We start from the raw sequence: 12,828 nt of genomic DNA, 5'->3' as shown, positions 1-12,828 counted from the left end.
GCCAATCAAAGACGTCCGCTTTCAACACCCCGCCGATCACGTTCCCTCGCCCACGAGAAGCCCATGATCGACCGTTTCGCGCTCCATGCCGCCTTGGAACGCTTGCTGGGTGAGGCCGACACGTTCGATGAAGCCGATGCCGCCATGCTCATCGCGAGTGTCCCGCTGACAAAGCCCGGTATCCCGTTCCGCTGGAGTTACACGGGGACGGACAGATCGCGCGGCGTCGAGGGTTACGCATCCGGCCACGGCAACGTGACGGATGATTCCGAGCGAACGGTCAAGAAAGAGGGAGGCTGGGGGACGGACGCTCTGCGGGTCGGCGGCTACACGATCGTTCACCGACCCGGTACGCTCATGATCGAGTTGATGTGGGCCGAGCATCGACGCATCATCGATCAGGGCCATGGTCCGTCGCAGGCCGCGATGCTCCACTATCACCGCGTGACGAAGCAGCCGAGGGAGCTGCGGATCGAGCGCGTCGTTCCCTTCACGCTGTGGTGGCCGTTCCCGCGCATTGAGCTGACGCTCGGCATCACGCGTTACGTGCCGTGGAAGACGCCAGCCACGCGGACGGGTGGTGGCGCGTCAGCGCCTCCGCGGTCGCCCTGAAGCACCGGTACGCGACATCTGATAGGGCTTCCGCTCGGTTGGAGCGGCGAGGCGAGCTAGCGCCTCGCTCGGGCGAAGCCCAAATCTTCCATCCCGAAGCGATCGACCGGATTGGGTATGAGGGAGCCGTCAATGGCACCCTTTCGCCGCTGCTGCGCGGCGGCCGGAGCGGAGCCATCATCGCACGCCGGGATCGAGGGACCATACCGCCTCAGCGTCAGCGAGGACGCGCAGCCTCTCGGCAAGAGCGCGTCCGGGGGCGGCCGCAATGATTAGGCGGCATGAGACCACAGATTCGATGAAGAATGAAAAGCGCAGTGTCGGCAGCCGGAAACCGAAACGGATGCTGATACTTCCCCTATCCACCGCTGTGCTGTACGGTCGAAAGCATCGTAGTGGATATCGGATCTGACAGGCTGCTCTAAGTTATCGAGCTTAAGCAAAGTTTCTCGAAACTCGTCTCTCACCTGATATCCAATACCACCTGATCGCCACCTTATTGATTTTGCTTAACCATTGGCGGTTGTATAATCGAAATTTCAAGCCAGATACGTGGCTCTTATTGCAAACGTGGGTGCTGATTGATTAGGCTGAGCTTGCTCAAGCGCTTCTTGTTGCAGCCTATCTCAATAAATATGGTGGGCCCGGCAGGACTCGAACCTGCAACCAGACCGTTATGAGCGGTCGGCTCTAACCATTGAGCTACAGGCCCATTGTCATATCTGTCAGCACCTTATCGCGTGCGCCAATCATCGGCCAAGGATTGGGCTAGAGAAGCGGCGACAGATACCTCTGTCACGAGTAGCGGCGGGACGGGCCTGAGGCAAGGGGCGACGCGCCCTCCCCTCGCCTGTTCGACGTTGGATGCCTGAACTCCGGGCCTGTCCCTATCCTCTGCCATCGTCTTCGAGGCGAAAGCCGTGACCGACGACCATGTGGAGGGCCTTGTTGGAGTCGGCGTACGTTCGCCTGGCCATCGGATATCACTCCCTGGCCCGTCTGGCTGCGGTCGCGGCCTTGGCTGCCTGCGCATATATCGAATTTACGCTGGGCAATAAGGACAGTGCGCGAGCTATTCAGCACAGAACACCGCCACCGACAGGCCCCAAGTCGTTGCACACCACCCTCTAGCCTCAACAAGCGGCATACTTTTGATTTCGTATTTGTTACCTCGCTTCAATATAGTAACAAAATGCTCATCGGATCTTTGCTTGTTAAGCGCCGCCTTCATTGGGAACGCACTCCAATCAGCTATCCTGTAATCCTGCGAGCTCCCTAAATTGTTGCAGCGTCACGGCGTGTTGTCCTCATAAAAACGAAAATGAGACCACACGCCTATCGCGCTTGACATTTGTGAAATGTTATATTGTTACATATAACTATCAGCGAACTTCAATTTTTTAGCGCGCCCTCGATCTCTGAAGGGAGCCTCAGCCGCAGGCTTAGCAGCGTTGTTTCCTGACCATATTTATAGAGTTACCCGGATCCTGACCGCTATCCGCCAAGTGTCTATCGATCAAATGCGAGATATCCCACCATGATTTGACGAATACCATAATAAATGAGATATAAGTTCGGCGCTAACTGAAACTAAAATCTTTAGCTATTTTCCAGAAGCAGGTCTCCAACAGTTGACAAGCCTCGCACCGTCTGGCTCCTGAGCACGGTCAAGGTTCTTGCCGGCATGTCTGGCGAGCTAAGAGGGAATTCGGTGAGGCGCCTGCGCCGAAACCGAAGCTGCCCCCGCAACTGTGAGCGGCGAGCCATCCGTCGATCTGCGTCACTGGTGAGCGATCACCGGGAAGGCCAGACGGTTGGCTGTGACCCGTGAGCCAGGAGACCTGCCCTGACCATACGAAGTCTCGTGGGCGGGGTGTCCCAACGGGCCGCATGAACGCGCGTCGCGGCAGAGCGACGCCGTCCTGCGCCCATCGGTCCCCCGACAAGGTTTGGGGAAGGACCGATGAAACTGATGGGCGATGATGCCGGATTTTTCGGCGTTGCACCGCCGGAGACGAGGGCGGTCGATCCCCTTGAACTCTACGCGGCGGGCATCGACACCTCCGATTACGTCGGTCGCGTCGCTCCGCGTCTGCGCGCGGCGGTGCCGCAGATCGGCGACCTGCTCGATATCGGGGCCGGGGGTGGGCAACTCGGTCGGGCCGTGCGCGATCCGCAGGCCACCTGGACCGCAATCGAGCCGGCGGCGGGGATGCAACGGCGCCTGCATAGCCTCATCCCGCCGCCGTACGTTTTGCCGCTCGGCTGGCAACAGGCCGATCTGCCACCGGGATGCGCCGACACGGTGCTGGCCGCCAATATCGCGGCCCCCCTCACGGAGGCCCAAGCCTTTCTCCGTCAGTGCCGCGTCTGGTCACGCGGCAGCATCGTCTGGGTGGTTCCGGCCCAGCACGGTCCGCGCGGCCTCTGCCTCGCGGGCTGCCTTCCTCGCGCTTGGCACGGAGAGGACGAGACGCCGGGCGTCGATCTGGTTCGTCGCAGCCTGACGGCGCAGGATCAGCCGGCCATCGTCGCGCAAGCGAATTGGACCTTCAGCGCCGTCGTACCCGATCCGGAACGGACCGCCGCCTTCCTCGCCGATCGTCTCGGCTGGGCATCGGGCGATGCCCGCCGCAGCGATCTCCGCGCGCATCTCGCCGCCCAGGCCGAACCCGTGCCCGGCGGCCATCGCCTCTCCGTTCCCCGCACCTCTGCCCTGCTCGTCTGGAGGAAAGCTTCGTAATGTCGTGCCGTCTTCGTCTCCTCGCGCTCGCGCTGACCAGCGGCTGCGTGCTGCCGTCATCGGCCTATGCCCAGGAGAATCCCGCGATCAGCCTCGACGAACTCGTGGTCACCGCCACCGGGCGCCCGGAGCCGCGCTCCGAGATCGCCGGCACCGTTCAGGTCATCGATCGCACGATGATCGAGAACTCGACGGCGCGGTCGGTCACCGATCTTCTGGCCGAGAACGCCGTCGGCTTCTTCTCGGAATGGACGCCGGGCCAGACCTCGATCAACATTCGCGGCGGTGCCACCGATGGACAGGGCAAGGATTTCCGCAGCCAAGTTCTGGTGCTGATGAACGGGCGCCGCGCCGGCACCGCGAATCTGTCCAAGCTTTCGGTCGCCGATGTCGAGCGCATCGAGATCGTGCGCGGGCCCTCCTCGGTAATCTATGGCAGCCAGAACATCGGCGGCGTCATCAACATCATTCTCAAGACGGGGCGGAGCGCGCCGGGCACCCTGGTCGAGGGCATCGGCGGCATCTGGGGCTTGGCGCAGGGGCGCGCCCAGACCGGCGGGGTCGTCGGACCGTTCGACTATTATCTCGGGATCTCGGGGGGACGACGCGACGATTACGTCGCGGGCTCGGGCGACCGCATGGCCAACACCCAATGGAACCGGATGGGCATCACCGGGGCGCTCGGTTTCCAGATCGATCCGAATCAGCGGCTCGACTTCTCGCTCAGGACGGATGGCATCTACGATGCCGGCTTCCGCGGTTCCGGCGGCAATCTCTACAGCCGGGACAACCGCATCAACGGCTCGTTCGATGCAAGCTATACCGGCCGGACTGATGACGGGCGCGCGAGCCTGTTCGCCCAGTTCTACAGCGTCACCGACAAAGATCGGTTCAAATGGGCTTCGCCGGTCCAGCGGGGCAGTTCGGGGCAGCCGGTGCGGGGGACCCGCGCGGATTTCAACACGCGCAACCTCGACATCCTCGGCACGCGTCTCCAGCCACGCGTCAGCCTGTTCGCCGGCAACGATCTGCTGCTCGGCTGGGATTGGGAAACGAGCCGCCTGCGTTCCGATCGCTTCCGCCAGGGCGTTCCGGGCAACACGCTCGCCCAGGTCTCGCCCCAGGACAACAATCAGACCGATCAGTTTCACGGGCTCTATGTCGAGGACACCCAGCGCCTGTTCGACGACCGGGTGACCTTGCGCGCGGGCGTGCGCCAGACCTACGGCACCACGAGCTTCGACACGACGCCGTATCTCACCGGCCAGATCACCGGCTCGCGTCCCTACGAGGCGACCACCTATTCGGCCGGCGCGACCTTCAAGGCGTCCGATTGGGCCGCCTTCCGCATCGGGGCCTCCTCGGGCTTCCGGGCTCCGACCGCGACGGAAATCGCCGCCGATTACAACACCCTGGGAGGCGGCCGCATCTTCGGCAACCCGAACATTCGCCCCGAAACGAGCGAGCAGATCGAGATCGGAACGACGCTGACGAACGCGGTCTCACGCGTCGACGTCGCCCTGTTCCAGAACATCATCTCGGACCGGATCATCACCCGTTCCCGGGGCGCGAACAGCAACACCTCCGACTACGTCAACAATTCGGGTGACGTCGTGATCCGCGGCATCGAGGTCCAGTACGACACGGACATGGTCCGGATGTTCGGCGGGAAGGCGGGCACCTGGCGTTGGCGCGCGTCCGTCAACGGCAATTTCAATTTCGACATGAAAGATGAGGGCACACTGAAGGTGGCGACGGCCAACACGCATCGCGTGGAGCGCGTCTACCAGTATCAGCTCGCCCTCGGCACCCGCTTCGGCCAAGTCGACATTCCCTATCCATGGACGATCCAAGTGCAGGGCGTGCTCAACGGTCCGGTCTGGTACAACACCGAGGAGAACCTGCGCGTGCCGGCGGCCGAGCCGTACCGCGAATACATCTGGCGCAAGGATCCGTTTGTCCTCGTGAACCTCCGCGGCGAGGTCGATCTGATGCCGGGGGTGAAGCTGTTCGCGCAGGTCCGCAATCTCTTCGATGTGAATTACCACCCGCTCTTCATCGCCATTGCCGGGCAGCAACCGACCCTGGCCGACCTGCGCTTCTACAATGGCGGCGGCGGCACCTCGGCGCCGGGCCGGGACGTGCAGATCGGCCTGCAGGCCCGCTTCTGAATGCGCGCCGCGATCCTCGGGCTCGCGACCCTGTTGGTCGCGGCGCATCCCGCTTGCGCGGACCCGATCCGTCTGACCGATGCCCTCGGTCGGACGGTGGTCCTACCGGCGCCGCCCCGGCGCATTGTGACGATCTTCTCCTCGAACACCGAACTCGTCGCGGCGCTCGGGCTTTCCGAGCGCATCGTCGGCATCGATGCCTACACGCGTGAGCCGCCGGAGGTGATCGGTAAGCCGATCGTGGGGGGACGCCTCGGTTTCTCCGTAGATGCGGTGATGTCTCAGCAGCCCGACCTCGTGCTGGTCACGCCCGCCCGGCAGGCGGCGCATCAGCTCGTCGCCCCGATGGAACGGCTCGGGGTGCCGATTCTCGTTCTGACCAGTCAGAGCCTCGCCGAAGTGATCGGCAATGTTCGCTTGGTCGGCGCGGCTTCGGGCGAGCCGGAACGTGGGGCAAGGCTCGCCGAAGCGCTGACGGCGCGTCTCGCTCGGGTGACCGAGAGAGTCGCGCACCGACCGTGCCCGCGTGCGGTGCTCGTGACGGGAATGCTCGGCAACGGACTCGTCCTCGTGGCACGGGCGAACAGCTACACCGCGGACGCCGTGCGCTTGGCCGGCGGCTGCCTCGCACTCACCGGCCGCGGCGGCCTGGCCCAGGTCTCGCCGGAGGCCCTGCTGGCCTCCGATCCCGACATCCTCCTCCTCGCCGGTACCGCGACCGAACTCGATGCGCTCGCGAATCGGCCCGGCTTCCGGGAGATGCGCGCGGTCCGCGACGGTCGCGCCCATCATCTCCCACGGGGTGAGTTTCTGATCCCCGGTCCACGTACGGTCGATGGCATCGAGCGCTTGGCCGATCTTCTGCACCCACACCGATCGGATAGGCCGTGAACCCCGCCCTGCGCGCCGCGACGCGCCTCCTGCCGCTTCTGCTTCTCGCCCTCGTCTTCGGCGTCAGTGCGGGCCACGATTGGGCCGGCCCTGCCCGGCTGGCGCGGGCATGGGAGGGCGGAGCCGATCTGAGCACCCGCCTGCTGCTCGAATGGCGGCTGCCCCGGGTGCTCGCCGCCGGGATCGTCGGCGCCCTGCTGGGGCTCGGCGGCGCCATCTATCAGGGCGTGTTCCGAAACCCGCTCGCCGAACCCTACCTGCTGGGCTCCGCCGGCGGCGCGGCGATCGGCGCGACGGTGGCCCTGCTCGTCCCCCTCGGTCTGCCGTCCTCCCTGATCCTGGGGGGATTGTCCTTCGCCGGGGCTTGGGGCGCGACGCTGCTCGTCCTCGCCGTCGCCATTTGCGCGGGGGCCCGCGATGCGGCGGGCCTGCTCCTGGCCGGCGTGGCCGTCGCGGCCATGCTCGGCGCCGTCCGCTCGTTTCTGATGCTGGCCCTCTCGGACGAGAGCGTGAGCCTGCAGGTCGTCCTCAGCTGGACATTGGGCGGTATCCAGACCCCGACCTGGTCCGGGCTGGCATGGCTCGCCGGCCTGTCCGGCCTCGCCGCCGCTCTGAGCATGACCCTCGCGCACGGCCTCGATCTCCTCGGCCTCGGCGATGGACAGGCTGAGGCATTCGGGCTCGACACCGATCGCTTCGTCGCGCGGGCGATCCTGATCGGGTCGGCGATCGTCGCCCTGGCCGTGGCTTATGGCGGCCTCGTCGCCTTCGTCGGGCTGACGGCGCCGCACATCGCACGATGGTGGATCGGACCCCGGCATCGCGGCCTGTTGCCGGTCTCGGCCGCGCTCGGCGCCATCCTCGTGATGGTCTGCGACGGCCTCGCCCGCGCCGCGCTCCCACCGGCCGAAATCCCGCTCGGCCTTGTCACGGCGGCGGCGGGCGGCCCCTTCTTTCTCCTGCTGCTCCGTCGGCGGATCCGGACATGAGCCGCCTGCGCGCCGAAAACTTGGTCGTGACCGCCGGTTCGCGCCGGCTGCTCGAAGCCGTCTCGGTCGATCTCGAACCCGGTGCCCTCGTCGGACTGATCGGCCCGAACGGCGCCGGCAAATCCACCTTGCTGCGCTGCCTGGCCGGATTTCGGCGTCCGGATCAGGGCGTCGTGACGCTCGACGGCGTCCCCTTGACCGACCTTCCGATCCGAGAGCGCGGCCGCCGGATCGGCTACCTGCCGCAGAGCTTCCAGCCGACCTGGGACTACACGATCCGCGAGATCGTCGAACTGGGGGCAAGCCGCAGGCCGGGGGCGGCTCTCTGCATTCCTGAGATGCTGCGGGATCACGAACTCTCTGACCTCGCGGAGCGCCGCTGGTCGCAAGTCTCCGGCGGCGAGCGGGCCCGGGCGCTTCTCGCCGCTACGCTGATCGCCGAGCCCGTGATCCTGCTCGCGGACGAGCCCGGAGCCAGCCTCGATATCGGGCACCGTTTCGACCTGATGCGCCGCATGCGCGCCTATGCCCGGCACAACATCGTCGTCGTCATCCTGCACGATATCGAGCGGGCGGCGCTCGACTGCGACCGGCTTCTCCTGCTCGATCGCGGCGCCATCGTCCTCGACGACGCCGCCACCACGGTCGCCGTCGCGTCAGACCTCGACCGCGTATTCGGCCTGCGTTTCGAACGAGGCTCGCTCTCCGAGACGGCTGACGCCCATCTCATTTCGAAGCGTGCTTCCTGATACGCGCGACGAACAACGCTGTGCAAATTAATACAATAACTGAATTTTGCGATCATGATATGCATTAGATATACATAATCGCCGAGATAAATTGCAATTTATTATAGACATACGGATTTACTACGCGATCGCGCTGATGATCTCGCGGAGACGGACGGGGTGTCACATGTTTACAACATCGTCGTTGCTTTGGATGGATCACGCAGCTTGCATATTTTGGGAAGATTGAATGGAACCGTGATTTATTTGTAATATTAAGGACTTAGTTGTACAAATATATCTTATCTAAACTAATTTAAAAATTTAGAGATGCTTGCATAATCAAACGGAGGCGCGTTTGCTCGACTCCGAAGAGATCGATCGGTGATGCGATGATCCAGGTCGGTTGGAGCGGGAGTCATGGGGGCAGTTTCGGTCGAGGCGTTGCATCGGCGCGAGGGTGCCGCTCTTCAACGCTTCTTGCAGCGACTGCTTCGCAATCCGGACGACGCCGCCGATGCTCGCCAGGAAACCTACCTGCGCATGGTGAGAGCGCTCAGCCAAACCGAGATTGAGCAACCACGCGTCTTTCTGTTCTTCGTCGCGCGCAATGTCGCCAATACGCTCGGCAAGCGCCGCCGCTTCGAGGCACAGCTATTTCGATCCGCCTCGGAGGTTTCCCTCGACGACATCACAGATGAGCGGGTCCGCATTCAGCAGCAGGTGATCGCCCGCCAGCAACTCCGCCTGGTTGCCGCCGCCATCGATGCGCTGCCGCCCCGCTGCCGAGAAGCGTTTCTCCTCAGCGCTTTCGACGGGTTGAGCAATGGCGAGATCGCGGGCCGTCTCGGCATCAGCAAAAACATGGTCGAGAAGCACCTGATGAAGGCGCTCCTGCATACGCGACGGACCTGCCGCGATTTTTTTTAGATCGCCCTATCAGGAATTTGCCAGATCGCCGGTCTTAGGAGATGGCGGAGCGCGATGCCCTTTCGGAGCGTGTCCGGCTGTCCGCAGAGCGTCATGACCGAATCCCCGCCTCCCGACGCATCGAACGACCCCGACGATGATCCGGTCTACGAGCAGGCCGCTTTCTGGGTCGTCCGCCTCTCCTCACCCGACACGACAGCTTCCGACCGAAAGACCTTCGAGGCGTGGCTCTCTGCCGATCCTGCGCATGCCGAAGCCTATGCCGAGATGGATGGGTGGCGCAGGACCATGGGGCAGGTTCCCGATCCCCGTCGACGCGGGAGCGCACTGCCGAAGATCGTCGCCTTTGCCGTGGCTCTCGGCTTGGTCGGCCTGTCGGGCCGGCACATCGGTCTCTTCGATCGGCTCCGGGCCGATGCTTGGACCGAGGTGGGAGGGATCAGGACCGAGATTTTGGTGGATGGAAGCCGGGTTGATCTCAACACCGATACGGCCTTGGCACTGAACTTCACCAGCGGCGAACGCGGGGTCACGCTTTTACGCGGCGAGGCCGCATTCGATGTGGTCCCGGATCCGCAACGACCGTTCGTCGTGCGCGGCGGCGGCATCAGCGCCCGCGCGGTCGGCACCCGCTTCTTCGTCCGTGTCGATGGAGCCGCGAGCCCGGTCGGCGTTGCCGAAGGGAAGGTAGAAGTAACCACGGATATCGGCCAAGCGACCCTCCAGGCTGGTGAGATCGCAACCCAGGATGCTGCGGGTCGACCGGAGGCGGAGCGGAGCGACGTCGCGCAAACCATGGCTTGGCGGGACGGTACGCTGCTCTTCTCGGGACAGCCCCTCTCCAAGGTCCTCGCCGAGCTTGAGCGCTATCGACGGGGGCGCATCGTCATCCTCGGCCCATCCGTCGCGGCCAAGCGCTTCAGCGGCACGCTCGACCCGCGCGATACCGACGAGGCGCTCGACGTGCTGGCGGCCACGATGGGCGTGCAGATCACCCGCGTGACGCCCCTGCTGGTGCTCGTACGGCCTGCAACCTGACACACCGCCTTGACTCGAGAGAATCTGCATTTCGGACGTCAGGAGATTTCTCGGTCGCCGGTCTACCATCGCAGGGACGAGTGAGCGCGATTCGCCTTCGCCCCTTTACGTGACGAGGCCGGGGCGAATGATGGGCGTGCGGGAGCAGACAGGTTTGGGCAAGAGGCTGCGGTTCGCAGCCCTGGCAAGCGCGTCGTTGTCGGCGTTGAGCTGCGCGGCGGCGGCCGAAGATCGTGTCGAGGACCGCCTGACCGTTCCTATGACCGGCAAGATCAACATCGTACCGGTTTCGGCGACGTCGATCCCTCCGGCAGCCGGTGCCGGCACCTTGCGCCTTCCCGTTTCGATACCGTCCGGTCCGCTCGAGCCGGCGCTGACTGCCCTTGCAAAGCAGTTGCGCCTCAAACTCGCCTATCAGACGACGCTGACGGAGAACCTCTGGACCAGCGGCGTGAGCGGGGAATTTTTGCCGCTCGAGGCCCTGGCCAAGCTCCTCGACGGTACGGGTCTGACCTACCGAACCGCCGGCCCAACGACGATCACCCTCGTCAATCCGCGATATGTGCAGCTCGGTGCCGAGCCCACGAATGCTGTCACGCTCGAAGAACTCTTGGTCGAGGGCGTACCGAAGGCCGAGACCGCCTCAGGCCAGGACGGATCAGCGACCAGCGGCGGCGGTGGCGGACCGAGCGGAATCGTCGGCTATACGACTAAGGTCAGCCCGGCCGCCACGAAGACCAACACCGCGCTGATTGAAACACCTCAATCCGTGACGGTCATCGGGCGTGAGCAACTCAATGATCGCGCCGTTCAAACGCTGAACGAGGCGATCACCTACGCTCCAGGGGCATCGACAGACACGTTCGGTTTTAATCCGGGATTCGACTCTTTCTATGTCCGGGGATTTCTTGGAACCTTCGACAGCGTCTACCGCGATGGCCTACGTCGGGTCGCCGTCGGTATCGCCGTGCCGCATATCGAATCCTACGGCGCTGATGCCGTCGCCATACTGAGAGGTCCATCGGCTGGCCTCTACGGCCTCGGCTCGCCCGGAGGTATCGTCGATGCAACCTCGAAGCGTCCGCTGTTCACGCGCTTTGGTGAAGCGATTTTTCAAGCCGGAAACTATGATCGCTATCAGGGTAGCTTCGATTTCGGCGGCCCGGTGGAAGGCTCTGACAACGCTTTCGCATACCGGGTCACGGGTATCGTTCGCCGATCGGGTAATTTCTTCCCCGGCGGAACCGATGATCGCGTCAGCATCGCACCTTCACTGACGTGGAAGCCGTCAGCTGATACGACCTTTACTTTGTTGACGGAATTTCAAGACTCAAGACTGCCGGCCACGTCTTCCTTCTATAATTTTCCGAAATTCGTGGCGTCCCATCTCTACGAAGGAGACTCCGGATTTAATAAATATTTACAGCGCCAGTATCGCATCGGCTATTCTTTAGAGCATCGCTTTTCCCCTGACACGATCGTTAGGCAAAACTTCCGTTATGAAGATATTGACAGCGAGTATGGCTACACATCCATTATAAGCATCACGAGCTTTTCAGCAAATCGATATGCCGCGCTGGCTGTCGATAAACTGAAATACGTTGCCTTAGACAACCAAATCGAACATCGCGCGCAAACCGGCCCGATCAACCACACATTGCTCGGAGGAATTGACTATCTACACTATGATTATCAACGCCAGTTTGGCCTCGGATATAACGTACCGCCGCTGGATTTGTCCGGCGTTCGCGACTTTGCTAATTTCCGCTATCGCACGTTTATTCCAAATCCTGCCCTCACCAATGGAAACCGTCAAAATCAAGATCAGATCGGTGTTTATCTGCAAGAGCAGGCTCGATGGGATCGTTTCATTCTCACGCTGACGGGCCGGCAGGATTTCGTTCAGCAGACCACTCAGGCCATCAATGGAGGCGTTCCCGACGTCGCACGCACCCGAAACGACCATGCCTTCACCGGTCGTGTCGGCCTGAACTATGTTCTGGCACCCGGGTTCGTTCCCTATGCCAGTTACGCGACGACCTTTACGCCACAAACCGGCGTCGACGCGCAATTGCGGTCATTTAAACCCGCAACGGGCGATCAAATCGAAGCGGGCGTCAAATATGCCGTACCCGGAACGAACATCACGGCGGCCTTCGCGGGCTTCGATATCGTACAATCTTCCCTAGTGCGCACGGACCCGACGAACATCGCATTTCAGATCGCAACCGGTGCGGTACAATCGAGAGGGTTCGAGGCAGAACTTGCGGCCAATTTCGGGCCAGGCACGAACCTGACACTCGCTTACACGCATCTTGATTTTCGCTTCCTCCAACAAACGTCATCAAGCACCAATGCTCCGATTGATGGCAATGCGCTCTCTGGTGTCCCTGGCAATAGCTTTAGGGCGTTTGCCACATATCAATTCCCTCTTTCGTCTGCCCTGGCAGGACTACAGGTTGGGGGCGGCTTCCGGTATATTGGGGCGAGCTTTGCCGACGATGAAAATACGGTGAGAAACGAGACAGTGTCGCTGTTCGACGCAATGATTTCCTATGACCTATCCGCGCTCAATCCGCGTTTTCGCGGAGTCAAAGCACAAATCAATGCTTCGAACGTTTTTGACCGCAGATTTGTGAGTTGCCAAGCAGCGTTTTGTTTTCGTGGGGCACCCGCAACGGTCATTGGTAGTCTGATCTACCGGTGGTGAGGCAATTCTACTGTGC

General features: G+C 62.6%; 9 protein-coding genes, 1 tRNA gene and 1 riboswitch. Of the genes, 9 read left to right on the top strand and 1 reads right to left on the bottom strand.

Annotated elements, in window-relative coordinates:
• Positions 1 to 63: 63 nt before the first annotated feature.
• On the top strand, positions 64 to 612 hold the full coding sequence (locus MFF26_RS07715; RefSeq protein ID WP_137827812.1) for a hypothetical protein: 549 nt from the start codon (positions 64 to 66) through the stop codon (positions 610 to 612).
• 636 nt (positions 613 to 1,248) lie between these two features.
• Here the strand turns inward: MFF26_RS07715 and MFF26_RS07710 are convergent.
• A tRNA-Ile gene (locus tag MFF26_RS07710) sits at positions 1,249 to 1,324 on the bottom strand.
• Positions 1,325 to 2,265: 941 nt separating this feature from the next.
• Positions 2,266 to 2,475: riboswitch (cobalamin riboswitch) on the top strand.
• 100 nt (positions 2,476 to 2,575) lie between these two features.
• Here MFF26_RS07710 and MFF26_RS07705 point away from each other — a divergent pair.
• The 8 genes from MFF26_RS07705 (at position 2,576) to MFF26_RS07670 (ending at position 12,812) form a co-directional block, all read left to right on the top strand.
• Positions 2,576 to 3,355 (top strand): class I SAM-dependent methyltransferase, encoded by a 780-nt coding sequence (locus tag MFF26_RS07705; protein WP_137827811.1) that lies wholly within the window; start codon positions 2,576 to 2,578, stop codon positions 3,353 to 3,355.
• The gene (locus MFF26_RS07700; RefSeq protein ID WP_137827810.1) at positions 3,355 to 5,526 is read left to right on the top strand and encodes a TonB-dependent receptor; all 2,172 of its coding nucleotides are present in this window, start codon (positions 3,355 to 3,357) and stop codon (positions 5,524 to 5,526) included. Before MFF26_RS07705 ends, MFF26_RS07700 begins: the two co-directional genes overlap by 1 nt.
• Positions 5,527 to 6,417, top strand: coding sequence for an ABC transporter substrate-binding protein (locus tag MFF26_RS07695; protein ID WP_137827809.1), 891 nt, complete (start codon positions 5,527 to 5,529; stop codon positions 6,415 to 6,417).
• Positions 6,414 to 7,406 carry a FecCD family ABC transporter permease gene (locus MFF26_RS07690; RefSeq protein WP_238307856.1) on the top strand — a complete coding sequence of 331 codons (993 nt, stop codon included), beginning with the start codon at positions 6,414 to 6,416 and terminating at the stop codon, positions 7,404 to 7,406. The genes MFF26_RS07695 and MFF26_RS07690 overlap by 4 nt, the downstream gene beginning before the upstream one ends.
• Positions 7,403 to 8,155, top strand: a complete 753-nt coding sequence (locus tag MFF26_RS07685; RefSeq protein ID WP_137827808.1) for an ABC transporter ATP-binding protein — start codon at positions 7,403 to 7,405, stop codon at positions 8,153 to 8,155. Before MFF26_RS07690 ends, MFF26_RS07685 begins: the two co-directional genes overlap by 4 nt.
• A 399-nt stretch (positions 8,156 to 8,554) precedes the next feature.
• A complete protein-coding gene (locus MFF26_RS07680; protein ID WP_137827807.1) occupies positions 8,555 to 9,064 on the top strand; it encodes an RNA polymerase sigma factor in 510 nt (169 codons plus the stop codon).
• Between the two features lie 93 nt (positions 9,065 to 9,157).
• Positions 9,158 to 10,102 (top strand): FecR family protein, encoded by a 945-nt coding sequence (locus MFF26_RS07675; protein WP_137827806.1) that lies wholly within the window; start codon positions 9,158 to 9,160, stop codon positions 10,100 to 10,102.
• Positions 10,103 to 10,229: 127 nt separating this feature from the next.
• A complete protein-coding gene (locus tag MFF26_RS07670; RefSeq protein ID WP_238307855.1) occupies positions 10,230 to 12,812 on the top strand; it encodes a TonB-dependent siderophore receptor in 2,583 nt (860 codons plus the stop codon).
• Positions 12,813 to 12,828 lie beyond the last annotated feature (16 nt).

It is taken from the genome of Methylorubrum suomiense (assembly GCF_022179765.1).
GTDB classification, from domain to species: domain Bacteria; phylum Pseudomonadota; class Alphaproteobacteria; order Rhizobiales; family Beijerinckiaceae; genus Methylobacterium; species Methylobacterium suomiense.
Note: the sequence above shows the minus strand (reverse complement) of the source record. Positions and strands in the feature narration are given on the sequence as shown.

What these genes read in the sequence shown, in the direction of transcription:
- MFF26_RS07715 (WP_137827812.1), top strand. Translation starts at nt 64, where the DNA reads ATGATCGACCGTTTCGCGCTCCATGCCGCCTTGGAACGCTTGCTGGGT.
- MFF26_RS07670 (WP_238307855.1), top strand. Translation starts at nt 10,230, where the DNA reads ATGATGGGCGTGCGGGAGCAGACAGGTTTGGGCAAGAGGCTGCGGTTC.
- MFF26_RS07700 (WP_137827810.1), top strand. Translation starts at nt 3,355, where the DNA reads ATGTCGTGCCGTCTTCGTCTCCTCGCGCTCGCGCTGACCAGCGGCTGC.
- MFF26_RS07705 (WP_137827811.1), top strand. Translation starts at nt 2,576, where the DNA reads ATGAAACTGATGGGCGATGATGCCGGATTTTTCGGCGTTGCACCGCCG.
- MFF26_RS07685 (WP_137827808.1), top strand. Translation starts at nt 7,403, where the DNA reads ATGAGCCGCCTGCGCGCCGAAAACTTGGTCGTGACCGCCGGTTCGCGC.
- MFF26_RS07695 (WP_137827809.1), top strand. Translation starts at nt 5,527, where the DNA reads ATGCGCGCCGCGATCCTCGGGCTCGCGACCCTGTTGGTCGCGGCGCAT.
- MFF26_RS07675 (WP_137827806.1), top strand. Translation starts at nt 9,158, where the DNA reads ATGACCGAATCCCCGCCTCCCGACGCATCGAACGACCCCGACGATGAT.
- MFF26_RS07680 (WP_137827807.1), top strand. Translation starts at nt 8,555, where the DNA reads ATGGGGGCAGTTTCGGTCGAGGCGTTGCATCGGCGCGAGGGTGCCGCT.